Here is a 26,468-nt window from a genome sequence, read left to right as displayed (position 1 = left end):
TGGCCGTGGCCCGACGGCCGGAGGGCCCTGGCGTGGGTGCCCTTCCGGCCATCGGGCCGTCCGGCCGTAGGCTTGATCCATGACCCAGGGCCGGTACACGAACGACATTCCCGACCAGAGCGGCCGTACAGCCGTGGTGACGGGAGCCAACAGCGGTATCGGGCTGATCACCGCCCGGGAGCTGGCACGACGCGGCGCCCGGGTGCTGCTCGCCTGCCGCGACGAGAAGCGCGGCAAGGCGGCGGTGTCCCGCATCCGCGGCGCGGTGCGGGGCGCGGACGTGGAGTTCGCCGCGCTGGATCTGGCCGATCTCTCGTCCGTACGGGAGTTCGCCGCGGCGTACACCCCGGACCGGCTCGATCTGCTGATCAACAACGCCGGTGTGATGGCCCTTCCGTACGGGAGGACCGCCGACGGCTTCGAGACCCAGTTCGGCGTCAACCACCTCGGCCACTTCGCCCTCACCGGGCTGCTGCTGCCGAAGCTGCTGGACACCCCGGGCGCCAGGGTGGTGAGCGTCTCCAGCGGACTGCACGCACTGTCCGACATCGACATGGGCGATCTCAACAGTGAGCGCAACTACCGCCGCTGGATCGCCTACGGCCGCTCGAAGACGGCCAACCTGCTGTTCATCCACGAACTGGCCCGGCGCGCCGCCGTGGCCGGCAGCGGGCTGGTGGCCGCCGCCGCACACCCCGGCTACGCGTCGACCAATCTGCAGACGGCCGGCGTCCGGATGGAGAACCGCCGGGTGGCTGAGCGCGTCGTCCAGCTCGGAAACCGGATCATCGCCCAGCCCGCTTCGGCGGGGGCCCTGCCCACCCTGTACGCGGCCACCGCGCCCGGCGTGCTGCCCGACTCCTTCACCGGCCCGCGGTTCCTCGGCTGGCGCGGTGCTCCGGCCCCGTCCTGGCGGGCACGCTGGACGCTGGACGATGTCGCGGGCGAGCGGCTGTGGGTGGCGTCCGAGCAGCTGACCGGGGTCACCTTCGCGGGACTCGGGGCCTGAAGGGGGTGCCCGGCCGGCTCAGCTCTGGCCCTCGACGGCGGACGGGTCCATCCACACGACCTCCCAGATGTGGTGGTCCGGGTCCTGGAAGGACCGGCCGTACATGAAGCCGAGGTCCTGGGGCTCGTTGGCGGGCGATCCGCCGGAGGCGAGCGCCGCGTCGGCCAGCTCGTCCACCTTCTCGCGGCTCTCGGCGCTCAGCGCAAGGATCACCTCGGTGGATCTCGAGGCGTCCGCGATCTCCTTCTTGGTGAAGTCCTTGAAGCGCGGCTCCTCCAGGAGCATGGCGAAGATCGTGTCGCTGATGACGAGACAGGCGGTGTGCTCGTCGCTGAACTGCGGGTTGAAGGAGAATCCCAGCTTGCCGAAGAAGCCCTTGGTCGTCTCCAGGTCCTTGACCGGCAGGTTCACGAAGATCATCTGAGGCATTGCCGTCTCACTCTCTCGGTGTGTTCTTCGAACGCGTGACGACAGGTAGACGACCGGGCCGCCGGGAACTCATCGGTGCCGGCCGAAGAAATTCCGCCCGCAGGCTCCACGCGGGTCAGGACACGGCGAGGGGCGCCCCGCCACGCAGCAGCGAGCCGCCCAGCGGGGTCAGCGTGTGCAGGACCGAGCTGCCGTGGCGCAGGGTGCGCACCAGACCCGCCTCGCGCAGCACGCAGGCGTGCTGGCTCGCCGACGCGAGGGACACCCCGGCCCGGCGGGCGAGCTCGCTGGTCGTGCAGCCGTCGCCGATGGTCTGCAGGACCGTCGACCGGGTGTGGCCCAGCAGCCGGCCGAGCCAGGGGCCGGGTTCGGCGAAGACCGGGGCACTGGAATGGGTGGCCGGGTAGACGAGCACCGGCGGCAGCAGCGGGTCGCGGTAGACGACCGGCGCGCCGCGGCAGAAGAACGACGGCTGCAGGAGCAGTCCACGCCCGTCCAGGTGCAGTTCGCGGTCGACCGGGTAGTCCGCCTCCAGCACCGGCGCGCGCCAGCGGATCACCGGCGGCAGCGAGGCGAGCAGCTCGTCCGCACCCCCATCCAGCAGCGCGCGGCCGCGGACGGCACGGTCGGCCTCGACGCTGGCCTGGATGTGTGGCCAGTACGGTTCGACCGCGGCGCGGTGGTAGCCGCGCAGGGCGCCGATGAGGCGGCCCAGGGGCTCGGCGCGCCCTTCCCCGAGCGCGTCCAGCCGTACCGGCCGGACGGCCCGCCGGACCGCGGCGGCCCGGCCACCGGCCGCTCCCCCGGCACCCAGCAGCGCCAGTTCGGCCTGCAGCCGTTCGGGCGGGGTGTCGCGCAGAGCCTCCATTCCGGCGGTGAAGTCCAGTGGCTCGGCGTCCTCCTGAGGAGGCGTCAGGAAATCCGGGAAATAGCCGCGCGGGGGAACCACCGCGGAGAGCAGACGTACTTCACCATTCAACCGCGGCCGGGTTTCCGAGCGCCATTTCCCGAACACCGTGGAAGCACGCCGGTCCCTCAGCCGGTGAAAACTGAGAATGGTCTCCCACAATGCGTCCGGCCCGGTGGCCATCCGCACCTTGGAGAGATCCCATCCGGAGACATGGATACGCAGCACCGAAACCCCCACCAGCTTGCACCTGCAATTGCCCCTTCGTAAGTGTATGCGAGTAGTAACACCACGTCACCACGGGGTTTCGGCCAGAGGTGAAACGTCTCGCCCCGACCCACCGTCACCCGAAAGGCTGTACGACGTCGGGTGCGATTCCAGAGCCACCGGAAGAGCGAGTGAAGGCCGTGGGGGGTTTTGCTCGCTCGGCGGCGGTTGGCAATGGTGCGGCTCCGTGCCCGGCGGGGGTAAGCCGGGTGCGGCCCATGGGTGGGGATCCATGGGCCGCACCCCGGTCCGTTCCCGGCCCATCTCTTTGCGCATTAAACGAAGCAATGGAGAACCGGGGTCATGGAAAGCGCTCGCTTGCGGCCTTCCGGGCCCCTCGCCCGCCCCGATCACCACGGGTCCCGCGGACATGAAGAGGCGGCGGCACCCCCGCACAGGGTGCCGCCGCCTCCGGGAATTCCGCAGCCGCCGTCGGGTCGGTGAGGGTCTGGTGAGCCGACGACAGCTCCGGAATCAGTGGTGCCGCCGCGTCAGCGGCTGTCGCTGCCGCGCGACTCAGCGGCCGCCCGGCCCGCTTCCAGACGGGCGACGGGGATGCGGAACGGTGAGCAGGAGACGTAGTCCAGGCCCACCTCGTGGAAGAAGTGCACCGACTCCGGGTCGCCACCGTGCTCGCCGCAGACGCCGAGCTTCAGGTCGGGACGGGTGGCCCGGCCGGCCTCGACGGCGCTGCGCACCAGGGCGCCGACGCCGTCCTTGTCGATCGTCTCGAACGGCGACACCCCGAAGATGCCCTTCTCCAGGTACGCGGTGAAGAACGAGGCCTCCACGTCGTCGCGGGAGAAGCCCCACACCGTCTGGGTCAGGTCGTTGGTGCCGAAGGAGAAGAACTCCGCGGCCTCGGCGATCTGACCGGCGGTCAGCGCGGCCCGCGGCAGCTCGATCATGGTGCCGATCTTCAGCTTGAGGTTCGTGCCGGTGGCGGCCTGGACCTCCGCGATGACCCGGTCCGCCTCCTCGCGGACGATCTCCAGCTCCTGGACCGTGCCGACGAGCGGGATCATGATCTCGGCACGCGGGTCGCCCTTGGCGTTCTTGCGCTCGGCGGCGGCCTCGGCGATCGCCCGTACCTGCATGGCAAACAGACCGGGGATGACGAGGCCGAGCCGGACCCCGCGCAGCCCGAGCATCGGGTTCTGCTCGTGCAGCTTGTGCACGGCCTGCAGCAGGCGCAGGTCGTTCTCGTTGGCGTCCTTGCGGGACTCGGCCAGCGCCACCCGGACCGACAGCTCGGTGATGTCGGGCAGGAACTCGTGCAGCGGCGGGTCGAGCAGCCGCACCGTGACGGGCAGTCCGTCCATCGCCTCGAACAGCTCGATGAAGTCGGCCTTCTGGAGCGGCAGCAGCGCGTCCAGCGCCGTCTCGCGCTCCTGGTCGGTGTCGGCGAGGATCAGCTTCTCGACCATCTCGCGGCGCTCACCGAGGAACATGTGCTCGGTGCGGCACAGGCCGATGCCCTGGGCACCGAAGCGACGGGCCCGCAGGGCGTCCTCGGCGTTGTCCGCGTTGGCCCGCACCCGCAGCCGGCGCACCCGGTCCGCGTACGCCATGATCCGGTGCACGGCGGCGACCAGCTCGTCGGCGTCGTCGGCGCCCGCGTGCATCCGGCCCTCGAAGTACTCGACGACCGGCGACGGCACCACGGGGACCTCGCCGAGGTACACCTTGCCGGTCGAGCCGTCGACGGAGACGAGGTCCCCTCCTCGACGACGGTCTCGCCGACCGTGAGCCGGCGCCGCTTGGTGTCGACCTCGATCTCCTCGGCGCCGCAGACACAGGTCTTGCCCATGCCACGGGCGACGACGGCGGCGTGCGAGGTCTTGCCGCCGCGCGAGGTCAGGATGCCCTCGGCGGCGATCATGCCGTCGAGGTCGTCCGGGTTGGTCTCGCGGCGGATCAGGATGACCTTCTCGCCGGATCGGGACCACTTGACGGCGGTGTACGAGTCGAAGACGGCCTTGCCGACCGCCGCGCCCGGGGAGGCGGCGATGCCGCGGCCGAGCAGCTTCGGCCCCTCGCCGGCCCGCGCTCCCGTGTCGTCGAAGCGCGGGAACATCAGCTGCGCCAGCTGCGCGCCGTTCACCCGCTGCAGTGCCTCGGCCTCGTCGATGAGGCCCTGGTCGACGAGCTGGGTGGCGATCCGGAAGGCGGCGCCCGCGGTGCGCTTGCCGACCCGGGTCTGCAGCATCCACAGCTGGCCGCGCTCGATGGTGAACTCGATGTCGCAGAGATCCTTGTAGTGGGTCTCCAGCGTCTCCATGATCGCGATCAGCTGGTCGTACGACTTCTTGTCGATGGACTCCAGCTCGGCGAGCGGCACGGTGTTGCGGATACCGGCGACGACGTCCTCGCCCTGCGCGTTCTGCAGGTAGTCGCCGTACACGCCGGCGTGGCCGCTGGCCGGGTCACGGGTGAACGCGACGCCCGTACCCGAGTCCGGACCGAGGTTGCCGAAGACCATGGAGCAGACGTTGACCGCGGTGCCGAGGTCGCCGGGGATGCGCTCCTGGCGGCGGTAGAGCTTGGCCCGGTCGGTGTTCCACGACTCGAAGACGGCCTTTATGGCCAGGTCCATCTGCTCGCGCGGGTCCTGCGGGAAGTCACGTCCGGCGTCCCGCGCGACGATCTTCTTGAACTGCTTGACCAGCTTCTTCAGGTCGGCCGCGTCGAGGTCCACGTCGACGGTGACGCCCTTGGCCTCCTTCGCGGCCTCCAGCGCCTCCTCGAAGAGGTCGCCGTCGACCCCGAGGACGGTCTTGCCGAACATCTGGATGAGGCGGCGGTAGGAGTCCCACGCGAACCGCTCGTCACCGGCCTGGGCGGCGAGACCGACGACGGAGGCGTCGGAGAGCCCGATGTTGAGGACCGTGTCCATCATGCCGGGCATCGAGAACTTGGCGCCGGAGCGGACGGAGACCAGCAGCGGGTCGTCGGCCTGGCCGAGCTTCTTGGCCATCCGCTTCTCCAGCGCGTCGAGGTGTGCACTCACCTCGTCGCGCAGCGCGGCCGGCTCGTCACCGCTGTCCAGGTAGACCTTGCACGCCTGGGTGGTGATGGTGAAGCCCGGAGGGACGGGGAGCCCGAGGTTGGTCATCTCGGCGAGGTTGGCACCCTTCCCGCCGAGCAGGTCCTTCAGATCCTTGTTGCCCTCGGTGAAGTCATAAACGAACTTCTGACCCGCAGGCTCCCGGGATTCCGGGGTGGATACATGGGGATCTTTGTTTTCCGACACGGGTCTCGACTCCTCGAGGACGCGGTGGCTGCCCTGACGGCGAGGAACATACCCAGATCGAAGGTGTCTGGGTACGTCCACTTGCGCGTCGTGCGGCCGTAACCACCCGTCCGCCAGCAGATCGAAAGTGAGCCGCCGAGCAGACCGCGGAGCGCGTGCGTTCATCTCTTGAACGAATCCTCACGCATCGCAACCGTCACATCCGTAAGTAGCGACGGTGCGTAGCGGAAGCGTCGATCGATCAAAGTGCAGCACCCTGGCACCCAGTGCCATCATTTGAGTAGTGCAGACCCGCTAAATGCGCTCATCTGAGCAAAGTGAGACTCAAGGGTGGCGAGGATCACGCCGAGGGCACCGCTCAGATGTCACCATCCGGACGCCTCCAGGGAAGCTGTGGGTGATATTCTGATCACCGATTGCCACTCCGGGGTGGAATCCAGTGCTCTCGGTTCGCCAGAAGTGTCGGCCCGCGCGGAATCGAGCCGCATCTCATCGATTCCGGCCGGATTTCGCGCTCAAACGAGCAAAGGGGGTGGAGAGGCACCGCGTGCCCCTCCACCCCCGGCGCTTCTCAGCCCCCGGACGTGTCCAGTTCCGCGTCCGCGCCGATGCCCGCGCAGTCGTACGGGTCCTTCAGCCAGCCGTCCGGGAGCACCACCCGGTTGTTGCCCGAGGTGCGTCCGCGGGGCCCGTCCGCACCGTCCGGCCACGGCTGGTCCAGCTGCAGCTCGTGCAGCTGGGAGCCCAGCTCCTCCAGCGAGGAGGTGACCGCGAGGTTCCTGCGCATCTCGGAACCGACCGCGAAGCCCTTGAGGTACCAGGCCACGTGCTTACGGAAGTCGATCACGCCACGGGTCTCGTCGCCGATCCACTCCCCGAGCAGCGTCGCGTGGCGCAGCATGACGTCCGCGACGGTGCGCAAGGAGGGCGTCTGCCGCGTCGGCGCACCCTCGAAGGCGCTCACCAGATCACCGAAGAGCCAGGGGCGGCCCAGGCAGCCGCGGCCCACGACGACGCCGTCACAGCCGGTCTCGCGCATCATCCGCAGGGCGTCGTCCGCGCACCAGATGTCGCCGTTGCCGAGCACGGGGATCTCCGGGACGTGCTCCTTGAGGCGGGCGATCGCCTCCCAGTCGGCGGTGCCGCCGTAGTGCTGGGCAGCGGTCCTGCCGTGCAGGGCCATGGCCGTGACGCCTTCCTCCACGGCGATCCGGCCGGCGTCGAGGTAGGTCAGGTGGTCGTCGTCGATGCCCTTGCGCATCTTGATGGTGACCGGCAGATCACCGGCGTTCGAGACCGCCTGGTTCAGGATCGCGCGCAGCAGCGGCCGCTTGTACGGGAGCGCCGAGCCGCCGCCCTTGCGGGTGACCTTGGGGACCGGGCAGCCGAAGTTCAGGTCGATGTGGTCGGCGAGGTTCTCGTCGACGATCATGCGGACGGCCTTGCCGACCGTGACCGGGTCCACTCCGTACAGCTGGATGGAGCGCGGGGTCTCGCTCGCGTCGAAGTGGATGAGCTGCATGGTCTTCTCGTTGCGCTCGACCAGCGCCCGCGTGGTGATCATCTCACTGACGAACAGCCCCTTGCCGCCCGAGAACTCCCGGCACAGCGTGCGGAAGGGCGCGTTGGTGATGCCGGCCATGGGGGCGAGGACCACCGGCGGCTGCACGGTGTGCGGGCCGATGCGGAGCAGCTGGGGCGCGGGGGCGAGCGTGGTCATTCCCCCATTGTCGCGTACGCGGGGAACTGCTCGGGCGGCCGGATGCGGGGGCCCTGCCGGTACTGGCGGCGAGCAGTCGTTAGTTAGCCGTACTATCCATGTATGCCCGAGCTCAGCCACCGGGGACGGATGCTGGTACTGGCGATCTGCTGCATGAGCCTGCTGATCGTCAGCCTCGACAGCACCGTCCTGAATGTCGCCCTCCCCGCCATGCGCAAGGACCTGGACGCGAGCGTCGCGGGGATGCAATGGACGATCGACGCGTACACGCTCGTCCTCGCCTCCCTGCTGATGCTCGCGGGATCCACCGCCGACCGGATCGGCAGACGCAAGGTCTTCATGGCCGGCCTCGTCCTCTTCACGCTGGGCTCGGCGCTCTGCTCGATCGCGCCCAGCCTGGAGACCCTGATCGTGTTCCGCATGGTGCAGGCCGTCGGCGGCTCGATGCTCAACCCGGTCGCGATGTCGATCATCACCAACACCTTCACCGACCCCCGCGAACGCGCGCGGGCGATCGGCGCCTGGGGCGGTGTCGTGGGCATCTCGATGGCCGCGGGCCCCCTGGTCGGCGGCGCGCTGGTCGATTCCGTGGGCTGGCGGTCCATCTTCTGGATCAACCTGCCGGTCGGCATCGCCGCACTGCTGCTGACCTGGCGGTTCATCCCGGAGTCGCGTGCCGCGAAGGCCCGCCGCCCCGACCCGGTGGGCCAGCTGCTGGTGATCACGCTGCTCGGCTCGCTGACGTACGCGATCATCGAGGCGCCGCAGAAGGGGTGGACCTCCGCGGAGATCCTGCTCTTCGCCGCGCTCGCGGCGGCCGCGCTGACCGGCCTGCTGGTGTACGAGCCCCGGCGCAGCGATCCGCTGATCGATCTGCGGTTCTTCCGCAGCGCCCCGTTCAGCGGAGCCACCGTCATCGCGGTCAGCGCCTTCGCCGCTCTCGGCGGCTTCCTCTTCGTCAACACGCTCTACCTTCAGGACGTGCGGGGGCTGAGCGCGCTGGACGCCGGCCTGTACATGCTGCCCATGGCGGCGGTGGTCTGTGTCCTGCCGCCGTTGTCGGGGCGGCTCGTCGCCAGCCGCGGACCGCGCATCCCGCTGCTGGCCGCCGGAATCGCGATGGCGGCCAGCGGGCTGATGTTCGCGGTGTTCGACGCGGAGACCGACAACGTGCTGATGTTCACCGGGTACGTGCTGTTCGGCCTCGGCTTCGGCTCGGTGAACGCGCCCATCACCAACACCGCCGTCTCCGGCATGCCGCGTTCCCAGGCGGGTGTGGCCGCGGCGGTCGCCTCGACCAGCCGCCAGATCGGGCAGACGCTGGGCGTCGCCGTGATCGGGGCGGTACTGGCGGCGGGGATGTCCGGTGCCGGTTCCTCGTACGGCAGCGGGCCGGCCGGCGACTTCGTGGCGGCGAGCAGGCCCGTCTGGTGGATCATCACCGGCTGCGGGGTGTGTGTCCTGCTGGTCGGGGCCCTGAGCAGCGGACGCTGGGCGCGGGGTACGGCCCGCCGGACCGCCGAACGGCTGGAGGAGGCCCCGGTGGCGTCCAAGGAGACGGCCGCCGGTGCGGCCTCGCCCGCCGCCGGTCAGTCCTCGGCGTCGGGCACGAGGTCCTGAAGGCGCTGGAGCCGCTCGCGGGTCTCCTTGTCGCGCGGTGCGTAGGTGACCAGGCGCGGCCCGGCGGACGGGCCCAGCCAGAGGTCGGTGGTCTCCAGCCGCAGCAGCCCCACGTAGGCGTTGCGGAAGACCTTGGAACGGCCGCCGGGTCCGACGATCTCGTGCCGCGCCCAGGTCTCCCGGAATTCCGGTGAGGCCGCCTCCAGCCGCTTGAGCAGCGCCTTCCAGGAGGGCTCGGCGAGGTGTTCGGCCATGGACGCGCGGAATTTCGCGGTCATGAGGCGGGTCACCTCGGCGATGTCCATGACGGAGGACCGCCACTCCTCGTTCGTGTAGGCCAGCAGCATGATGTTGCGGTCCTCGATCGCGACGGCGTCCAGGTCGCAGAGCAGCCGGGCGTAGGTCCGGTTGTGGGCGAGGATGTCGTACCGGCTGTTCTGGACGCACGCGGGGATCGGCTCCAGCTGCCGCAGCATCGCGCGCAGCGCCGGGGTGAGGCTCGGGCATTCCGTGCCGGGCGCCGGATCGACGGCCCCGGCGAGGGAGAAGAGGTGGCTGCGCTCGCTGCGGTCCAGCAGCAGCGCGCGGGCGAGTGCGTCGAGGACCTGGGGCGAGACCTGGATGTCACGGGCCTGTTCGAGCCAGGTGTACCAGGTGACGCCCACGGCGGAGAGCTGGGCCACCTCCTCCCGCCGCAGCCCGGGCGTGCGCCTGCGGCGGCCCCGGACCAGGCCCACCTGCTCGGGGGTGATCCGCTCCCGGCGACTGCGCAGGAAGTCCGCGAGCTCGTGCCGCCGGATCTCGGTCTCGGGGACGTCCGGGGCCTCCGAGGGGCCGGAATACGCCGGGGCTGCGGGGCCCGTCCGGGCTGCGGTCACCATCGTCGTCATTCCTCCAGCCTGCTGGACGGCCCGGCGCGGTGCCAGGTGCTACTTGTACCAGGATAAAGACACTCTGGTACCAGGCTGTGTGAACAGCCATCGTCGATGCCGTGAGTGAATCCTCTGTACGGCCGAAGACATCCGCCACCGCCGCCCCGTCGTGCGGCACGACCACCCCACGCCGGTGCTCGGCGCGCTGGGACTGTTCACCGTGCTGCTGGGCGCGGCCCTGCCACTGATCGACTTCTTCATCGTCAACGTCGCCCTTCCCACCATCGACCACGACCTCGCCGCGGGCCCCGCGCTGCTGGAACTGGTGGTCGCGGGCTACGGCCTCGCCTACGCCGTCCTGCTCGTGCTCGGCGGCCGGCTCGGCGACATGGCCGGCCGCCGCCGGCTCTTCCTGCTGGGCATCGCCGCGTTCGGGCTCACCTCACTGGCCTGCGGCCTGGCACCGAACGCCTGGATGCTGGTCGGGGCGCGGGTGGCCCAGGGCGCTTCGGCGGCGCTGATGCTGCCGCAGGTGCTCGCCACGATCCAGGCGGCCACCTCGGGGCACCGGCGGGCCAGGGCGATGAGCCTGTACGGGGCGACTGCCGGGCTCTCCATGGTCGCGGGCCAGATCCTGGGCGGGGTGCTGGTCGCCGCCGCGCCGCTGTCCTCGGTGCTCGGCGAGAGCGCGGGCTGGCGGTCGGTGTTCCTGGTCAACGTGCCGGTGGCGGCGGTGGGTCTGGTGCTGGCGGCCCGCACGATGCCCGAGACGCGCTCGGAGCGGCCCGCACCTGTCGACGTACCGGGCACGCTGCTGCTGGCCGCCTCACTGGTGGCGCTGCTCGCCCCGCTGACCGAGGGGCGGGCGGCGGGATGGCCGCTGTGGACCTGGGTCTCGCTGGCGCTGTTCCCGTTCGCCGCCGGTGCCTTCTACCGGGTGGAGCGGCGGGCCGACCGGAGCGGCCGCATCCCGCTGGTCCCGCCGAGCCTGCTGCGGCTCGACTCGCTGCGGCGCGGGCTGTCGCTGGTGCTGCCGTTCTCGGTCGGCTTCGGCGGCTTCATGTTCGTCATCGCGGTGGCGCTCCAGCAGGGCCTGAAGCTGGGCCCGGCGGCGTCCGGCCTGTCGATGGCTCCGATGGCGGCGGCCTTCTTCGCGGCCTCGCTGGCGGGTCCGCGGCTGGTGCGGCGGTACGGCAGCCGGGTCGTGACGGCCGGCGGGATCATCCAGGGGGCCGGGGTGGTGGTGCTGGCGGTCACCGTCTGGCGCGACTGGTCCGGCCTGGGACTGCTGGGGCTGCTGCCGGGGATGGCCGTCGCCGGGCTCGGCCAGGGGCTCCAGCTGCCCGTTCTGTTCCGCATCGTGCTCTCCGACGTACCGCCGGACCGGGCAGGGGTGGGCGGCGGGGTCATGACGACGACTCAGCAGGCGGCGCTGGCACTGGGCGTGGCAACGCTCGGCTCGCTGTTCCTGGCGCTGGCACCGGGGTCGGGGATGCGGGACGCGCTGGTCGTGACGCTGCTGGTGCAGCTGGCCGCGGTGGTGCTCACGACGCTGCTGAGTCTGCGGCTGCCGCGCACGGTCGCGTGAGCGGGGGGGGCGTTCGCGGGGCGCGTTCGCGGGGCGGAGAGGTGGTGCGGCGGTACGGGAGTGCGGCGGTACGGGAGTGGGCCCGGAACGCCTGAGATGTTCCGGGCCCACGGTCCTACGGGGTGCTCTTCGCCGAGAGGGGGTCAGCTCTGCGCCGGGGCGTCCTGCTCCGGGGCGTCCTGCTCGGCGGCGTCGTCGGACTGCGGGGCGTGTCCGGAACGCTCCCGCATCTTGCGCAGCAGCTCCTGCTTCTGCTCGGCGGCCGTCTTCCGGTCGGCGTTGCGCTCGGAACCGGCACCCTGCTGCTCGGCGCGGGACACCTTCTTGCGCTGTCCGCCGACACCGAGAAGGTTGTTACGGCTCTTGGCCACGGGGTTCTCCCATTCGTGGTGAAAGTGAGGTCTGAAGCGACCCTGGATCGATCCGGCGGGCGGCGGGTGGTCGGACCCGCCGCGCTCTCACTCGTAGATCTGGAAGAACGAAGACATGCGGAAACGGTACCCCGGCCCGGGTGGCCCCAGCACCCAGATTTCCGGGCGCCGTGTCACCTCGCCGGGTGGCCTGGGACGGGCCTTCGACGGACGGCCCGGGCGACGGCCTTTCAGCGAGCCCGTGGGCCGGCTCTGCCGGGCAACCCCGCCTGACAGCTCGTCGGGCTGGTCTGGGCAGCCCGCCGAACGGTCTCCGTAGCCCTTCCGGGCGAACATGGAATGACAGATATTGAAATCTGTCATCACAAGTGCCATGCTCGACTGGACGGTATGCGCGGCACCCATCCGCGCCCTCCCGTCGTCCACCGCACCCCTTTCCCTCACCACACCCCCTCCGCCACCCGGGAGTTCTCATGACCGCCCTCCACACCCGCGCTCTCGGCTCCACCGGCCCGCAGGTCTCCGCGCTCGGCCTCGGCTGCATGGGCATGTCCGCGCTGTACGGCGAGACCGACCGGGCCGAGTCGATCGCCACCATTCACGCCGCGCTCGAATCCGGCATCACCCTGCTGGACACCGGCGACTTCTACGGCATGGGTCACAACGAGCTGCTGATCAACGAGGCCCTGCGCACCGCCCCGACCGCTGCCCGCGAACAGGCCCTGACCAGCGTGAAGTTCGGCGCGCTGCGGACCGTCGAGGGGGCCTTCACCGGCTATGACGGCCGCCCGGCAGCGGTCAAGAATTTCGCGGCCTACTCGTTGCAGCGACTGGGCACCGACCACATCGACGTCTACCGGATCGCCCGGGTCGACCCGGACGTCCCGATCGAGGAGACCGTCGGCGCCATCGCCGAACTGGTCGAGGCCGGGCACGTCCGCCACATCGGACTGTCCGAAGTCGGCGCGGACACGATCCGGCGGGCGGCGGGCGTGGCCCCGATCTCCGATCTGCAGATCGAGTACTCACTGATCTCCCGGTCCATCGAGGCGGAGATCCTGCCCGTCTGCCGCGAGCTGGGCATCGGCATCACGGCGTACGGGGTGCTCTCCCGCGGCCTCATCAGCGGCCATTTCACCCGCGACCGCGAGCTGGCCGCCGGCGACTTCCGGTCCATGAGCCCCCGCTTCCAGGACAAGAACCTCCAGCACAACCTCGACCTGGTCGACGCGCTGCGCAAGATCGCCGAGATGAAGGGCGTCACGGTCGCTCAGATCGCCATCGCCTGGGTCCTGGCCCGGGGCACGGACGTCGTACCGCTGGTCGGCGCGCGCCGCCGCGACCGGCTGACCGAGGCCATCGGCGCGCTGGACGTCCGGCTGGACGCCGCCGATCTCGCCGCGATCGAGGAGGCCGTCCCGGCAGGCTCGGCCGCGGGCGCCCGCTACCCGGAGAGCCAGATGGCCCACCTGGACAGCGAGCGCTGACCTCCGGGTACGGTCACAGCAGGGTCCGGCCGCACCGGGCACTCGCACCCGGGTCCTTCCCGGTACCGCGCCCGTGCCGCACCCGAGGCGCGAAACGGGCCCCCGGCACCCGGGCAACCTGCCGGACAGCCCGCCGGTGAAGCGTCCGGACGGAAACCGCACGACGCCCCCGAAAGGCAGCACACCCACCATGACGCCCCCGCCCGACCCGCTGACCCCCGAGCGCATCCTCGAAGCCACCGAGGACGTGCTGCGCCGCTACGGCCCGGCCAAGGCGACCGTGGTCGACGTGGCCCGTGCGCTCGGCGTCAGCCACGGCAGCGTCTACCGCCACTTCCGCACGAAGGCCGCCCTGCGCGAGGCCGTGACCGGCCGCTGGCTGACCCGCACGGAACTGGCGCTCACCGAGATCCTGCGGGCCTCGGCCCAGCCTGCCCCGGCGAAGCTGCGGCAGTGGCTGGAGACGCTGTTCGAGGCCAAGCGGCACAAGGCGGGTGACGACCCCGAGCTGTTCGCCACCTATGAGGTGCTGATGGGCGAGAGCACCGTGGTCGAGGAGCACATCCGCGAACTGGTCGGCCAGTTGCGCGAGGTGATCGAGGAGGGGGTGACAGAGGGGCAGTTCGCGGTGGAGGACCCTGCTGCGGCGGCCCAGGCCGTGTTCGACGCGACGGCACGCTTCCACGACCCCGCGTACGCGGCCGAGTGGCAGAAGCCCGCCATCGTCGCCGAGTTCACCGCCGTCTCGGACCTGCTGCTGCGAGGCCTGCGCGCCTGAAGGACGCTGCACCTTCACGACCTGCCCACAGACGCCGGGACACGGCCGGAGCGACCACGACCGGCAGGACCACCGCCGGTGGGGCAGGCCACCGCGGGACGGGACGCGCGCTACGTCGCGGTGGGGTCGACCGTCGCCTGGTGTGCCTCGGCGAGATGTTCCTCGGCCTTGAGCCAGGGCAGGAACTGCACGCCTTTGCGCCAGTCACAGGTGTCGCAGCTCAACTGCCGCTGCATCCCCGACTTCCTTACGTGGACTATGTGTTCACGGCCGTGCTGGTCCCATCTGCTGACCTTGCTCGTGGTCATGGACGGCATCCGAGCCTCCTGTGGACGATTGTGCCCAGTGTGCACGAAGCCCCCGGCTCCGTTCGGGGAACCGGGGGCTTCGTTCAGCAGACGCGAAGGGTCAGCAGCCCAGCAGTCGGGAGCCGAGGTACGCCTGGATCTGGTCCAGCGAGACGCGCTCCTGCTTCATGGTGTCGCGCTCGCGCACCGTCACCGCGTTGTCGTCGAGGGTGTCGAAGTCGACGGTGACGCAGAACGGCGTACCGATCTCGTCCTGGCGACGGTAACGGCGGCCGATGGCGCCCGCGTCGTCGAACTCGATGTTCCAGTTCTGCCGCAGGTCGGCCGCGAGGCCCTTGGCCTTCGGGGAGAGCTGCGGGTTGCGGGACAGCGGCAGGACCGCGACCTTGACCGGCGCCAGGCGCGGGTCGAGGCGCATCACGGTGCGCTTCTCCATGACGCCCTTGGCGTTGGGCGCCTCGTCCTCGATGTAGGCGTCCAGCAGGAAGGCCAGGACCGAGCGGCCCACGCCGGCTGCCGGCTCGATGACGTAGGGGGTCCAGCGCTCGCCGGCCTCCTGGTCGAAGAAGGACAGGTCCGTGCCCGAGGCCTTGGAGTGGGCCTTCAGGTCGTAGTCCGTGCGGTTGGCGACGCCTTCCAGCTCGCCCCACTCGCTGCCGCCGAAGCGGAAGCGGTACTCGATGTCAGCGGTGCGCTTGGAGTAGTGGGAGAGCTTCTCCGCCGGGTGCTCGAACCACCGCATGTTCTCCTCGCGCATGCCGAGGCCGGTGTACCAGTTCCAGCGCTGCTCCATCCAGTATTCCTGCCACTGCTCGTCCTCGCCCGGCTTGACGAAGAACTCCATCTCCATCTGCTCGAACTCGCGGGTGCGGAAGATGAAGTTGCCCGGAGTGATCTCGTTCCGGAAGGACTTGCCCATCTGCGCGATGCCGAACGGCGGCTTCTTGCGCGAGGTCTGCTGCACCTGGCCGAAGTTGGTGAAGATGCCCTGCGCGGTCTCGGGACGCAAGTAGGCGACGGAGCCGGAGTCCTGGGTCGGGCCGAGGTGGGTGGAGAGCAGGCCGGAGAACTGCTTGGGCTCGGTGAAGGTGCCCTTGTTGCCGCAGTTGGGGCAGTTGAGGTCGGCCAGGCCGTTGACGGGCGGCTTGCCGTGCTTCTCCTCGTACGCCTCCTCCAGGTGGTCCGCGCGGTAGCGCTTGTGGCAGGAGGTGCACTCGGTCAGCGGGTCGGAGAACGTGGCGACGTGGCCAGAGGCCACCCACACCTCGGGGGCCAGGATGACCGACGAGTCGAGCCCGACCACGTCCTCGCGCGAAGTGACCATGTAGCGCCACCACTGACGCTTGAGGTTCTCCTTGAGCTCAACGCCCAGCGGTCCGTAGTCCCAGGCGGCACGCTGACCACCGTAGATCTCGCTACAGGGGAAAACGAAGCCACGGCGCTTGCTCAGGCTGACGATGGAGTCGATCTTGTCGGCGGCCACGGTGCTCTCTTCATTACGACGGCGACGAACGGCGAATGCCCCAGATTACCGGCGGGCACGCCCCTTCGATCAAATCGGTATCCGCACAGTCGCCGAACAGCCGCCGCCGAGGGCATCTCATCGGCCTTGTTGACAATCGTTTCCACTTTTGTTGAAAATGACTGTCATGAACGAACGTCGCCTCATACCCACCGCCGTCGTCACCGGAGCAGTCGTCCTCGGGCTCACCGCGCTGTCCGCCTGCTCGGCATCCGACGCCGCCGGCCACAAGAGCGGTGACAGGCTGGACGTGGTGGCGTCGTTCTATCCGATGCAGTTCCTGGCCGAGCGGATCGGCGGCAGCCACGTCTCGGTCTCCACGCTCACCAAGCCCGGGCAGGAGCCGCACGACCTGGAGCTCAGCCCGCGGCAGATCGGCGGACTCAGCGACGCCGGCCTGATCGTGTACCTGAAGGGCATCCAGCCCGCCGTCGACGACGCGGTGGAGCTGTCCGAGTCGAAGCACACCGTGGACGCGGCGGGGCTCACCACGCTGGAGGACCACGGCACCGAGGCCGGGGGCGAGGAGCACGCCCACGAGCACGAGGGCGACGAGCCCGGCGCCGACCCGCACGTCTGGCTGGACCCGGTGAAGTACGCCGAGGTCGCCAAGGGGGTCGGGAAGTCCCTGGAGAAGACCGACCCGGACCACGCCGCGGACTACCGCAAGAACACCGACGCCCTGGTCACCGAGCTCGGCGCGCTCGACAGTGCGTACAAAAAGGGCCTGACGGACACCGCCACCACCACGTTCATCACCACCCACTCCGCCTTCGGATACCTGGCCGAGCGCTACGGCCTCACCCAGGAGGGCATCGCCGGCATCGATCCCGAGGCCGAGCCCAGCCCCGCCCGGATCAGCGCACTGCACTCCGTCGCGGAGAAGAAGAAGGTCACCACCGTCTTCTTCGAGACCCTCGCCAGCGACAAGACGGCGAAGACCGTCGCCCGGGACACCGGCCTGCGGACCGACGTCCTGGACCCGCTGGAGGGAATCACCGGCAAGTCCAAGGGCGATGACTACATCGAGGTCATGCGGTCCAACCTCGCCGCCCTGCAGAAGGCACTCGGCGCGAAGTGAGCGACGCGACCGCCCAGCCCGAGCCGACCCACCCGAACCGCGCAGCAGCACCGGAGGCGCTCATGTCCGAGCCCGAGAGCAGCAACCCCGAACCCGTGATCGTCCTGCGCGACGCCACGGCCACCCTAGGAGCACGCCCCGTGCTGCGCGGTGTCGACCTGACCGTGCGCCGCGGCGAGGTCGTCGCCCTGCTCGGTGCCAACGGTTCCGGCAAGTCCACCGCCGTACGCTCCGTCATCGGCCAGGTCCCGCTCACCCGCGGCAGCGTCGAGCTCTTCGGGACGCCCCTGCGCCGCTTCCGCAGCTGGGCGCGGGTCGGATACGTCCCGCAGCGCACCACGGCGGCCGGCGGCGTGCCGGCCACGATCCGCGAGGTCGTCTCCTCCGGGCGGCTGTCCCGGACGAAGCTGGGCCTGCCCCGCAGGGCCGACCGCGCCGCTGTCGACCGGGCCATCGAGCTCGTCGGCCTCGCCGACCGCGCCAAGGACTCGGTGAACGCCCTCTCCGGCGGCCAGCACCAGCGCGTCCTGATCGCCCGCGCGCTCGCCGCCGAACCCGAGCTGCTGATCATGGACGAGCCGATGGCAGGCGTCGACCTCGCCAGCCAGGAGATCCTCGCCGCGACCCTGCGCGAGCAGGTCGTGGCCGGCACCACCGTGCTGCTCGTCCTGCACGAGCTGGGCCCGCTCGAGCCGCTGATCGACAGGGCGGTCGTGCTGCGCGACGGCTGCGTGATGCACGACGGGCCGCCCCCGAAGGCGCTGGGCCAGCACGCTTCCCCAAGCTCTCAACTACGTTCGACCAGGGGAGACCCCACCCCCGGCCGTTGCCATGCACACCCCCACGCGGCTTCCGAGCCCGTCCGGACGGGACTGCTGAGCTGATCATGGAATTCCTCACCCCTCCCTTCATGCAGCGGGCGCTGATCGCCGCCGTGCTGGTCGGCGTCATCGCCCCCGCCGTCGGCATCTACCTGGTGCAGCGCCGGCAGGCCCTGATGGGCGACGGCATCGGCCACATCGCGATGACCGGCGTCGGCCTCGGCTTCCTGCTCTCCACCAGCCCGGTCTGGATGGCCACCGCCGTCGCCGTCGTGGGCGCGGTCGTCATGGAGCTGATCCGCTGGTACGGGCGGACCCGCGGCGACATCGCGCTGGCGATGCTGTTCTACGGCGGCATGGCGGGCGGTGTCCTGCTGATCAACCTCTCCGACACCGGCTCCAACGCCAACCTCACCTCGTACCTCTTCGGCTCGCTCTCCACCGTCTCCTCCGAGGACATCACCGCGATCGGCCTGCTGGCGGCGTTCGTGCTGCTGGTGACGGTGGGACTGCGGCGGCAGCTGTTCGCCGTCAGCCAGGACGAGGAGTTCGCCCGGGTCACCGGGCTGCCGGTGCGCGTGCTGAACCTGCTGGTCGCGGTCACCGCCGCGGTGAGCGTCACGGTGGCGATGCGGGTCGTCGGGCTGCTGCTGGTCAGCGCCCTGATGGTGGTCCCGGTCGCCGCCGCGCAGCAGATCACCCGGTCCTTCAAGGTGACGTTCGTGCTCTCGGTCGTCATCGGCGTCGCGGTGACACTGACCGGCACCGTGACCTCGTACTACCAGGACGTACCGCCCGGCGCGACGATCGTGCTGCTGGCCATCGGCGTCTTCGTGGTGCTGACGCTGCTCGCCGCCCCTGTCGCGAGAAGCCGTGCGCGCAGGAGCGAAACGGCCACGGACCGGTGCACCCTGGAGGTACCGGCCACCCGACGGCCCGCGGACGACGTCCACGTCTGATGTTCCAGGTCCGGCCGTGCGGGCGGGCCGGACTGGCACAATGGCCCGACAGACGTACGGGCGACACGAGGAGGCACCTGTGGCGACGGCGCCGATCAGTGGAACGAACGCTGCCCCGGTACGCGGCCGGTCGACCCGGCAGCGGACAGCGGTGGCGGCGGCGCTCGACGAGGTGGACGAGTTCCGCAGCGCGCAGGAGCTGCACGACGTGCTCAAGCACCGCGGCGACTCGGTCGGGCTGACCACGGTCTACCGCACCCTGCAGTCCCTCGCGGACGCGGGCGAGGTCGACGTGCTGCGCACCACCGAGGGCGAGTCCGTCTACCGGCGCTGCTCGACCGGTGACCACCACCACCATCTGGTGTGCCGGATGTGCGGCAAGGCGGTCGAGGTCGAGGGCCCGGCGGTGGAGCAGTGGGCGGAGACCATCGCCACGCAGCACGGCTTCGTGAACGTGGCGCACACGGTGGAGGTCTTCGGCACCTGCATGGAGTGCGCGAGCGCGGAGAAGTGACCCGCGGGGGCTCCGCTTCCGGAGCCCCCGCCGGCCGGCTCCCCGCTCCTCAGCCCGCGGAGGGGTCGGCCTTGGCGCCCGCCGCCTCGATCGCGCCGCCGAACCGCCGGTCGCGCTGGGCGAATTCCAGACAGGCCCGCCACAGGTCGCGGCGGTCGAAGTCCGGCCACAGCACGTCCTGGAAGACCATCTCGGCGTACGCGCTCTGCCAGATCAGGTAGTTGGACGTGCGCTGCTCGCCGCTGGGGCGGACGAAGAGGTCGACGTCCGGCATGTCCGGGTAGTAGATGTACTTCGCGAAGGTCTTCTCGTTGACCTTCGACGGGTCGAGCTTCCCGGCCGCGACGTCCTGCGCGATCCGCTGCGCGGCGTCGGCGATCTCGGCCCGGCCGCCGTAGTTGACGCAGAAGTACAGCGTCATCTTGTCGTTGTCCTTGGTCTGCTCCTGAGCGATCTGGAGCTCCTGGACGACGGACTTCCACAGCTTCGGCATGCGGCCGACCCAGCGGATCCGGATGCCGAGCGCGTCCATCTCGTCACGGCGGCGGCGGATGACGTCCCGGTTGAAGTTCATCAGGAACTTCACCTCCTCCGGGGACCGCTTCCAGTTCTCGGTGGAGAAGGCGTACAGCGAGAGGTTCTTGACGCCCATCTCGATGCAGCCCTTGAGCACGTCCATGACGACGCCCTCGCCGACCTTGTGGCCCTCGGTGCGCGGCAGACCGCGCTCCTTGGCCCAGCGGCCGTTGCCGTCCATCACCACGGCGACGTGCTTGGGCACCAGCTCACCGGGGATCTTCGGCGGCGTGGCACCGGACGGGTGCGGCTCCGGGGTCTTGTAGTCGCGCCGGTTACGGCCGCCGAGAATCCCGCGTACTGCCATGAACTGTCCCGCTCCTTCTGGCTGATCTGCCCGTGTCACTTCTCTACGTACCGCAGTGAGCGCAGTCCGCGCTCCAGATGCCAGTGCAGATAGGCGGACACCAGCCCGCTCCCCTCCCTGACATGACGCGCCTCGCACGCGTCCGCCGTCTCCCAGTCACCGGTGAGCAGTGCGCTCAGCAGGGTGACGGCCTCAGCCGAGGGTACGACGCTGCCGGGTACCCGGCAGTCGCCGCATATGACGCCGCCCGCCGCGACGGAGAAGAAACGGTTCGGTCCGGGCATTCCGCACCGGGCGCAGTCGTCGAAGCTGGGCGCGTAGCCGTTGACGGCGAGGGAGCGCAGCAGGAAGGCGTCGAGGATGAGGTTCGGCTCGTGCTCCCCCGGGCCAGTGTGCGCAGCCCGCCCACCAGCAGCAGGTACTGCTGGACCGCGGGCTCGCCCTCGTGGTCGGTGAAGCGCTCGGCGGTCTCCAGCATCGCGGTGCCCGCGGTGTAGCGCCCGTAGTCGGTCACGATGCCGCCGCCGTACGGGGCGATCGTCTCGCTCTGGGTGCAGAGCGGCAGGCCGCGTCCCACCAGTTCGCTGCCGCGTGCGAAGAACTGCACGTCCACGTGGGAGAACGGCTCCAGCCGGGCCCCGAACTTCGACTTCGTGCGCCGCACCCCGCGCGCGACGGCCCGTACCCGGCCGTGGCCCCGGGTCAGGATCGTGATGATCCGGTCGGCCTCGCCCAGCTTCTGTGTGCGGAGCACCACGCCGTCGTCCCGGAACAAGCTCATGGGTCCATTGTCCGGTACGCGGGCGGCCGCCGGGGCCGCCCCCGCAACCAGGTCCGCTCAGTTTCCGGCCGGGCCGCCGCCGGCGGCCACCACCAGCCCGGATTCGTACGCGATGATCACCAGCTGGGCGCGGTCACGGGCGCCGGCCTTGCCCATGATCCGGCTCACGTGGGTCTTGGCGGTGAGCGGGCTGAGGCCGAGGGTCTCGGCGATCTCGGTGTTGTTGAGGCCGCGCGCCACCAGGCCGAGGACCTGGCGTTCGCGGTCGGAGAGCGACTCGGGGCCGCCGGGCCCGGCGGCTGGCGGAGCACTGGGGGCGCTGAGGACCCTGGCGATCAGGCGCGCGGTCGGGCCGGGTGAGAGCAGGGCCTCGCCCGCGGCCACCGTCTTGATGGCGGCGAGCAGGTCGGCGGGCCGGGTGTCCTTGACCAGGAAGCCGGATGCGCCGGCGCGCAGCGCCTCCACCACGTGGTCATCGGTGTCGTACGTGGTCAGGACCAGCACCTTCACGCCGGCGAGGTCCTCGTCGGCGGCGATGCGGCGGGTCGCCTCGATGCCGTCGAGCTCCGGCATCCGGATGTCCATCACCACGAGGTCGGCGCGCGCGGAACGGGCGAGCGCGACCGCTTCGAGGCCGGTGGCGGCCTCGCCGACGACCTCCATGTCCGGGTCGGAGCCGATGAGCATCGCGAACGCCGCCCGGACGAGCGTCTGGTCGTCGGCGAGCAGCACTCGGATCATGAGACGGTCTCCGGTTTCTGTGCCTGGTCCTGGCCGTGGCCGTGGCTGTGTCCGTGGCCTTGACCCTGCCCCTGCACCTGGTCCTGCACCTGGTCCTGTTCCTGGAACGGCAGCAGCGCCGAGACCTCGAAGCCGCCGCCCGGGCGGGGCCCGGCGTCCAGCGTGCCACCGGTGCTGCGGGCCCGTTCCCGCATCCCGACGATGCCGAAACCGGGCGCGGAGCCGTCTTCCACCGGGCCGGTGCCGTCGTCGGTGACCGTGACCCGCAGCGCGCCGGCTCCGGTCGGCTCCACGGTGACGCTGACGCGGACGCCGGCCCCGGCGTGCCGTACCGCGTTGGTCAGTGACTCCTGGACGATCCGGTACGCGGCCGCTCCGGTCGCCGGGGCCAGGCGGCCGCCGGGGGCGCGCACCCGCAGGTCGACCTGCGCCCCGGCCGCCTCCGCGGCCCGTACGAGGCCGGGCAGCGCGGCCAGGTCGGGCAGCGGGCCGTCCGCGTCGGGCCGGCCCTCGTGCCCGGGGTCGCGCAGGACCTGCAGTGTCGTGCGCAGTTCGGCCCTGGCCTCCCGGCAGGTGCCGGCGATGTCGTCCAGCGACGCGGCGATCGCCTGCCGGTCGAGCCGTTCCGGGTCGACGGTCAGGATGTGCGAGGCCACCGAGGCCTGCACGCCGATGAGCGTGATGCTGTGGGCCAGCAGGTCGTGCAGGTCGCGGGCGATCCGCAGCCGTTCCTCGGCGACCCGCCGCCGGGCCTCCTCCTCGCGGGTCCGTTCGGCGCGTTCGGCACGCTCCAGCACCGAGGCGACGTACTGGCGGTAGATGCGGACGTCCACCCCGCAGAACAGCACCGCGACGATCCAGCCGGAGATCCGCAGCAGTTCGAACCCGTCGTGTGCGCTGATGCCGAGCACCACGGTCAGCATCACGGACATCACGCCGATGCCGGCGAGCAGGGTGCGCAGCGGGCGGCCGGTCACGGCGACGGTGTAGAGCGCGATCCAGGTCTGCGGCATCGGGGCCGTGTGGGCGTTGTCGAGGCCGTGGTAGAGCGCCAGCGCCGGGACCATGGCGGCCAGTGCGAGTACCGGTGCGCGCCGTCGCCAGACGAGCGGGACGACGCTGGCCGACAGCAGCAGCCAGCCGAGTGCGTCGGGGGCGTGGGCGCCGTCGCTGAACAGGGCGAGGGCCGCGGAGAGCGCACCGGCGCCCACCGCGATGAGGGCGTCGGTGCGCGTCCGGTGCGGCGCGTGCATGGGGTCTCGGTTGACGACGGCCAGGATGCGCTCGCGGCGGTGCGTGGTTCGGGGCACGGTGCCATCCTCCGGTACGGGGCCGGGCACTGTCAGGGTGCCCTGAGGAGTTCCGGTTCGGGTGCGCGCGGCACGGGTGCGGCCGGGGTCCGGCTGAGCGCGCCCGGCCACCAGATCCTCCGCTGGAGGGCCACGCTCGCCGAGGTCACCAGATAGGTGCGGACGAGGAAGGTGTCGAGCAGGACGCCGACGGCGATGACGAACCCCATTTCGACCAGGGAGGTCAGCGGCATGTTCGTCAGGACGGCGAACGTGGCGGCGAGCACCAGGCCCGCCGAGGCGATCACCCCGCCGGTGGTGCGCAGTGCGGTGAGGGCGGCGGCGGTGGGTTCGGCGCCGGCCCGGGATTCCTCGCGGACCCGGTGCATCAGGAAGATCCCGTAGTCGACGCCGAGCGCCACCAGGAAGACGAAGGACAGCAGGGGCAGTCCGGGGTCGGTGCCCTTGAGCCCGAGGAGCGGTTCGAAGAGCAGTCCGCCGATGCCGAGCGCGGCACCCCAGACGGCGACGACGGCGACGACGAGCAGCAGCGGGGCGACGAGGCTGCGCAGCAGTGCGATCAGGATCAGCAGGACGGAGAGCAGGACGAGCGGGACGACGATCCGCAGGTCCCGGGAGCTGGCCGCCTCCAGGTCCATCTGCTGGGCGCCGGGGCCGCCGACGTGGCTGCCGTCCAGACCGTCCCGCAGGGCCCGGACGGTGTCGCGCTCCCCCGCTGACTCGGGCTCGGCCTCGGCAACGACGGACAGTTCGGTCCAGCCGCCCCCGCTTCGGCCCCGTTCGACGGCGGCGACGCCCTCGGTGGCGCGGGCCTTCGCCAGCGCGGCGGCGGCCCGGCGGGTGGGGGCGAGCACGGTGATCGGCTGGGCGGAGCGGCCGGGGTAGGCGTCGGCGAGTGTCTCCATGGCCACGACCGAGTCCGGCTTGCTGGTGAAGGAGTCCTCCTGCTTGAGGTCGCCCGGCAGGTTGAACACCCCGAGCGACAGTGCGCCCAGCAGCACTCCGCCGCTGACGAGCACGGCTACGGGCCGGCGTCCGGCCGAGCCGCCCATGACGGCGAAGAGCGAGCGCCGCCGCCCGGGTTCGCTGCCGTACGTGGGGACGAGCGGCCAGAACACCCGGCGGCCGAGGAGGACCAGCAGCGCCGGCAGCAGTGTCGTCATCGCCAGGAGGGCGCACAGCACGCCGACGGCCGCGATGGGTCCCATGCCCCGGCTGCTGGTGAGATCGGCGGCCAGCAGGCACAGGAGGCCCGCCGCGACGGTCGCGGAGGAGGCGACGACAGCGGGTCCGCAGCCCCGCAGGGCAGCCGCCATCGCGTCGTGCGGCCGGGCGAAGCGGGTCAGTTCCTCGCGGTAGCGGGAGACGAGCAGGAGTGCGTAGTCGGTGCCCGCGCCGAAGACGAGAATGGTCATCACCGCGGAGCTCTGGCCGGTGACGGTGACGTCGAAGCCCCGGTTGAGCCCGTATACGACGGCCATCGACAGTGCGTCGGCGACGCCCGCGACGACGAGCGGCACCAGCCACAGCAGCGGGCTGCGGTAGATGACGATCAGCAGGATCGCGACGACGGCGACCGTCGTGTAGAGCAGCGGGCCGCCGAGCGAGCCGTAGACCTTCTGCGCGTCGGTGGCCAGCGCACCGGGGCCGCCGACCTCGGCGTCCAGTCCGTGGCCGCCCCGCACCGTCCCGCGCACCTCGTCGACGAACGCCGTCCTGGCCTCGTCGTCGTGGCCCGGCCCGGTGGAGGACACCGGGTACATCAGGGTCGTCCCGTCCTTGGAGGGGACGGCTCGCGGGGGTGCGGTGAGGTCGTGGCCGCTCGCCACCGCCGCGGTCTGCCGGGCAGCCGCGGTCCGGTCGGCCGGGGTGAGTCCGCCGTCGCGGTGGTAGACGAGGACCAGGTCGGTGGACTCACCGCCGGGCAGCGCGTCCTGGATCTTCGCCACCTGGGTGGAGTCGGCGCTCGCCGGCAGGTAGTCGACGGCCCGGTTGGCCTGTACGTCCGCGAGCTTGCCCGCCAGCGGCCCGGCGATCGCGATCGCGGCGACCCACAGCGCCACGACCGCCCAGGGCAGCACGCGCCACCGGCCGCGTGGCCGCCGCCCCTTGACCCTGTCCTGCGTTGCGGCCCGCATGGCAGGCCCCCCTTCCGTCCGGATGTCTGGTCATCTCCAGACTCCCGTCGGACCGGGCCTCTTTCCTCGCACCGTGGGCGGACTTCCCGGCTACTGCCTGGGTGGGTACGGCGCCCCCGGTACTCCCGCGGGAGTACCGGTGCGGTGCAGCGAGAAGGCCCCAGGAGGGCTTCAGCACCTCCTGGGAGGGCCGTGCGCACCTGGGGATGCCGCGGTGGGCTGCTAGGAGGGCGTGCGCGCCGCTGCGGCGAGCAGGCGGGCCGTGTCCTCGGCCCGGAGCTGCAGCGCCCCGCCCACCGTGGTCAGCACCTCGCGCTCGGCCTGGCTGTAGGGGCCGTCGGCGAGCGCGATCCTGGCGCCCTGCAGCAGGATCGATTCGCGTCCGGCGGGGGCCAGGTGCGGGGCCAGCGGCTCCAGCGCCTCGTGGAGCTCGATGGCGAGGGCCGCGCCGCAGGCCTCGGCGGCGGGGTCGAACGCGGAGCCGTGCCCGATGTCGGCGGAGAGGACCTCGACGACGGTGGCGAGCTGCTCCTGTGTGCAGTCGTCGAAGCCGGCGCCGCGCACGGTGGCTACCGCGGTCGCCAGGACCGTGCGGGACGTGCTGCCGCCGGCCGCCAGGACACCGAGCGCCACGGTGTGCACGGCGTCCCTGAGCATCGCCGAGAACCGGGTGGTGGTGGGGTGGTCGAGCGTGTCGGTGTCGAAGTGGTGGTGGCAGGCGGCGCATTCGACGACCGGCCCCACGGTGCCGCGGCGCAGCAGCGGTACGCCGAGGAAGGTGAGGCGCCGACGCCCGGTGAGGCGGCGGTAGTTGCGATCGCCCCCGCAGCCGGGGCAGAAGAACTCGCCGTCACCGGCGATGTCCCACATAGTGCGAATGCCGCCGATACGCAGCTTTATGGCGCGTTGTCCCAGGGCTGACCGCACGTCGCACACCTCCGTTACTCCCCCGTAGCCCGAAGGGCACGGGAGGTGCCCCCTCGGCAACGTTGCCGTGTTGACGTGATGTTAACCACATCCATGAGGTGGCGTCAGCACCTCGGTCGTCACAACCGCCCGGAGATGGCCGAACCCCGCCCCCGGGGTACGGGCGGGCGGGGTCACGGACC

At 71.0% G+C, this 26,468-nt stretch carries 21 protein-coding genes and 2 pseudogenes; 9 read left to right on the top strand and 14 right to left on the bottom strand.

Annotated elements, in window-relative coordinates; all coding sequences use genetic code 11:
* Window positions 1-79 precede the first annotated feature (79 nt).
* Complete coding sequence (locus LNW71_RS22585; protein WP_250969886.1) at window positions 80-1,009, top strand: oxidoreductase; 930 nt, start codon at window positions 80-82, stop codon at window positions 1,007-1,009.
* A gap of 18 nt (window positions 1,010-1,027) precedes the next feature.
* On the opposite strand, the gene LNW71_RS22580 is transcribed toward LNW71_RS22585, so the two are convergent.
* From LNW71_RS22580 to dusB, 4 genes and pseudogenes are all read right to left on the bottom strand, one after another.
* Entirely contained in the window at window positions 1,028-1,438 is a 411-nt protein-coding gene (locus tag LNW71_RS22580; RefSeq protein WP_250969885.1) for a VOC family protein, read from the bottom strand.
* A gap of 115 nt (window positions 1,439-1,553) precedes the next feature.
* Window positions 1,554-2,573 (bottom strand): helix-turn-helix domain-containing protein, encoded by a 1,020-nt coding sequence (locus tag LNW71_RS22575; protein ID WP_250972108.1) that lies wholly within the window; start codon window positions 2,571-2,573, stop codon window positions 1,554-1,556.
* Between the two features lie 530 nt (window positions 2,574-3,103).
* Window positions 3,104-5,865, bottom strand: a pseudogene (gene ppdK / locus LNW71_RS22570) (pyruvate, phosphate dikinase).
* A 571-nt stretch (window positions 5,866-6,436) separates the two neighbouring features.
* Window positions 6,437-7,585 carry a tRNA dihydrouridine synthase DusB gene (gene dusB, locus LNW71_RS22565; protein WP_250969884.1) on the bottom strand — a complete coding sequence of 383 codons (1,149 nt, stop codon included), beginning with the start codon at window positions 7,583-7,585 and terminating at the stop codon, window positions 6,437-6,439.
* A 102-nt stretch (window positions 7,586-7,687) separates the two neighbouring features.
* On the opposite strand from dusB, the gene LNW71_RS22560 reads away from it, so the two are divergent.
* The gene (locus LNW71_RS22560) at window positions 7,688-9,205 is read left to right on the top strand and encodes an MFS transporter (protein ID WP_250969883.1); all 1,518 of its coding nucleotides are present in this window, start codon (window positions 7,688-7,690) and stop codon (window positions 9,203-9,205) included.
* Here the strand turns inward: LNW71_RS22560 and LNW71_RS22555 are convergent.
* The gene (locus LNW71_RS22555) at window positions 9,175-10,095 is read right to left on the bottom strand and encodes a helix-turn-helix domain-containing protein (protein ID WP_250969882.1); all 921 of its coding nucleotides are present in this window, start codon (window positions 10,093-10,095) and stop codon (window positions 9,175-9,177) included. The two genes, LNW71_RS22560 and LNW71_RS22555, sit on opposite strands and share 31 nt — an antisense overlap.
* Before the next feature lie 151 nt (window positions 10,096-10,246).
* Between LNW71_RS22555 and LNW71_RS22550 the strand changes: the two genes are divergently transcribed.
* On the top strand, window positions 10,247-11,665 hold the full coding sequence (locus tag LNW71_RS22550; protein WP_250969881.1) for an MFS transporter: 1,419 nt from the start codon (window positions 10,247-10,249) through the stop codon (window positions 11,663-11,665).
* A gap of 143 nt (window positions 11,666-11,808) precedes the next feature.
* On the opposite strand, the gene LNW71_RS22545 is transcribed toward LNW71_RS22550, so the two are convergent.
* Window positions 11,809-12,036, bottom strand: coding sequence for a DUF6243 family protein (locus tag LNW71_RS22545; protein WP_250969880.1), 228 nt, complete (start codon window positions 12,034-12,036; stop codon window positions 11,809-11,811).
* Between the two features lie 473 nt (window positions 12,037-12,509).
* On the opposite strand from LNW71_RS22545, the gene LNW71_RS22540 reads away from it, so the two are divergent.
* Together LNW71_RS22540 and LNW71_RS22535 are read left to right on the top strand one after the other, a co-directional pair.
* A complete protein-coding gene (locus LNW71_RS22540) occupies window positions 12,510-13,523 on the top strand; it encodes an aldo/keto reductase (protein ID WP_250969879.1) in 1,014 nt (337 codons plus the stop codon).
* Between the two features lie 190 nt (window positions 13,524-13,713).
* Window positions 13,714-14,301, top strand: coding sequence for a TetR family transcriptional regulator (locus LNW71_RS22535; RefSeq protein ID WP_250969878.1), 588 nt, complete (start codon window positions 13,714-13,716; stop codon window positions 14,299-14,301).
* A gap of 110 nt (window positions 14,302-14,411) precedes the next feature.
* Here the strand turns inward: LNW71_RS22535 and LNW71_RS22530 are convergent, their stop codons facing one another.
* Window positions 14,412-14,618 (bottom strand): hypothetical protein, encoded by a 207-nt coding sequence (locus tag LNW71_RS22530; RefSeq protein WP_123526083.1) that lies wholly within the window; start codon window positions 14,616-14,618, stop codon window positions 14,412-14,414.
* 91 nt (window positions 14,619-14,709) lie between these two features.
* A complete protein-coding gene (locus LNW71_RS22525; RefSeq protein WP_250969877.1) occupies window positions 14,710-16,092 on the bottom strand; it encodes a glycine--tRNA ligase in 1,383 nt (460 codons plus the stop codon).
* Between the two features lie 166 nt (window positions 16,093-16,258).
* Between LNW71_RS22525 and LNW71_RS22520 the strand changes: the two genes are divergently transcribed.
* From LNW71_RS22520 to LNW71_RS22505, 4 genes are all read left to right on the top strand, one after another.
* The gene (locus LNW71_RS22520; RefSeq protein ID WP_250969876.1) at window positions 16,259-17,212 is read left to right on the top strand and encodes a metal ABC transporter substrate-binding protein; all 954 of its coding nucleotides are present in this window, start codon (window positions 16,259-16,261) and stop codon (window positions 17,210-17,212) included.
* Between the two features lie 62 nt (window positions 17,213-17,274).
* Entirely contained in the window at window positions 17,275-18,096 is an 822-nt protein-coding gene (locus LNW71_RS22515) for a metal ABC transporter ATP-binding protein (protein ID WP_250972107.1), read from the top strand.
* Window positions 18,097-18,098: 2 nt separating this feature from the next.
* Complete coding sequence (locus tag LNW71_RS22510; RefSeq protein ID WP_250969875.1) at window positions 18,099-18,992, top strand: metal ABC transporter permease; 894 nt, start codon at window positions 18,099-18,101, stop codon at window positions 18,990-18,992.
* Between the two features lie 79 nt (window positions 18,993-19,071).
* On the top strand, window positions 19,072-19,506 hold the full coding sequence (locus tag LNW71_RS22505; protein WP_250969874.1) for a Fur family transcriptional regulator: 435 nt from the start codon (window positions 19,072-19,074) through the stop codon (window positions 19,504-19,506).
* Between the two features lie 49 nt (window positions 19,507-19,555).
* On the opposite strand, the gene LNW71_RS22500 is transcribed toward LNW71_RS22505, so the two are convergent.
* The 6 genes and pseudogenes from LNW71_RS22500 to LNW71_RS22475 all read right to left on the bottom strand — a co-directional run bounded on the left by LNW71_RS22500 (window position 19,556) and on the right by LNW71_RS22475 (window position 26,286).
* The gene (locus tag LNW71_RS22500) at window positions 19,556-20,389 is read right to left on the bottom strand and encodes an isoprenyl transferase (RefSeq protein ID WP_250969873.1); all 834 of its coding nucleotides are present in this window, start codon (window positions 20,387-20,389) and stop codon (window positions 19,556-19,558) included.
* Between the two features lie 35 nt (window positions 20,390-20,424).
* A pseudogene (recO, locus tag LNW71_RS22495) lies at window positions 20,425-21,170 on the bottom strand (DNA repair protein RecO).
* 57 nt (window positions 21,171-21,227) lie between these two features.
* The gene (locus tag LNW71_RS22490) at window positions 21,228-21,911 is read right to left on the bottom strand and encodes a response regulator transcription factor (RefSeq protein WP_250969872.1); all 684 of its coding nucleotides are present in this window, start codon (window positions 21,909-21,911) and stop codon (window positions 21,228-21,230) included.
* Window positions 21,908-23,164, bottom strand: coding sequence for a histidine kinase (locus LNW71_RS22485; RefSeq protein WP_250972106.1), 1,257 nt, complete (start codon window positions 23,162-23,164; stop codon window positions 21,908-21,910). The genes LNW71_RS22490 and LNW71_RS22485 overlap by 4 nt, the downstream gene beginning before the upstream one ends.
* Before the next feature lie 89 nt (window positions 23,165-23,253).
* A complete protein-coding gene (locus LNW71_RS22480) occupies window positions 23,254-25,359 on the bottom strand; it encodes an MMPL family transporter (protein WP_250969871.1) in 2,106 nt (701 codons plus the stop codon).
* A gap of 222 nt (window positions 25,360-25,581) precedes the next feature.
* Window positions 25,582-26,286 (bottom strand): TerB family tellurite resistance protein, encoded by a 705-nt coding sequence (locus tag LNW71_RS22475; RefSeq protein ID WP_250969870.1) that lies wholly within the window; start codon window positions 26,284-26,286, stop codon window positions 25,582-25,584.
* Window positions 26,287-26,468 lie beyond the last annotated feature (182 nt).

The organism is Streptomyces sp. RKAG290 (assembly GCF_023701695.1).
GTDB lineage: Bacteria > Actinomycetota > Actinomycetes > Streptomycetales > Streptomycetaceae > Streptomyces.
The sequence above is the reverse complement of the archived record's forward strand: the minus strand, read 5'-3'. Positions and strand labels throughout refer to the sequence as shown.

Bases quoted from the DNA above. Each gene is read 5' to 3' on its own strand.
- LNW71_RS22485 (WP_250972106.1), bottom strand. From the start codon at position 23,164: ATGCACGCGCCGCACCGGACGCGCACCGACGCCCTCATCGCGGTGGGC.
- LNW71_RS22520 (WP_250969876.1), top strand. From the start codon at position 16,259: ATGAACGAACGTCGCCTCATACCCACCGCCGTCGTCACCGGAGCAGTC.
- LNW71_RS22555 (WP_250969882.1), bottom strand. From the start codon at position 10,095: ATGACGACGATGGTGACCGCAGCCCGGACGGGCCCCGCAGCCCCGGCG.
- LNW71_RS22500 (WP_250969873.1), bottom strand. From the start codon at position 20,389: ATGGCAGTACGCGGGATTCTCGGCGGCCGTAACCGGCGCGACTACAAG.
- LNW71_RS22540 (WP_250969879.1), top strand. From the start codon at position 12,510: ATGACCGCCCTCCACACCCGCGCTCTCGGCTCCACCGGCCCGCAGGTC.
- dusB (WP_250969884.1), bottom strand. From the start codon at position 7,585: ATGACCACGCTCGCCCCCGCGCCCCAGCTGCTCCGCATCGGCCCGCAC.
- LNW71_RS22480 (WP_250969871.1), bottom strand. From the start codon at position 25,359: ATGCGGGCCGCAACGCAGGACAGGGTCAAGGGGCGGCGGCCACGCGGC.
- LNW71_RS22515 (WP_250972107.1), top strand. From the start codon at position 17,275: ATGTCCGAGCCCGAGAGCAGCAACCCCGAACCCGTGATCGTCCTGCGC.
- LNW71_RS22490 (WP_250969872.1), bottom strand. From the start codon at position 21,911: ATGATCCGAGTGCTGCTCGCCGACGACCAGACGCTCGTCCGGGCGGCG.
- LNW71_RS22530 (WP_123526083.1), bottom strand. From the start codon at position 14,618: ATGCCGTCCATGACCACGAGCAAGGTCAGCAGATGGGACCAGCACGGC.
- LNW71_RS22510 (WP_250969875.1), top strand. From the start codon at position 18,099: ATGGAATTCCTCACCCCTCCCTTCATGCAGCGGGCGCTGATCGCCGCC.
- LNW71_RS22585 (WP_250969886.1), top strand. From the start codon at position 80: ATGACCCAGGGCCGGTACACGAACGACATTCCCGACCAGAGCGGCCGT.
- LNW71_RS22560 (WP_250969883.1), top strand. From the start codon at position 7,688: ATGCCCGAGCTCAGCCACCGGGGACGGATGCTGGTACTGGCGATCTGC.
- LNW71_RS22580 (WP_250969885.1), bottom strand. From the start codon at position 1,438: ATGCCTCAGATGATCTTCGTGAACCTGCCGGTCAAGGACCTGGAGACG.
- LNW71_RS22535 (WP_250969878.1), top strand. From the start codon at position 13,714: ATGACGCCCCCGCCCGACCCGCTGACCCCCGAGCGCATCCTCGAAGCC.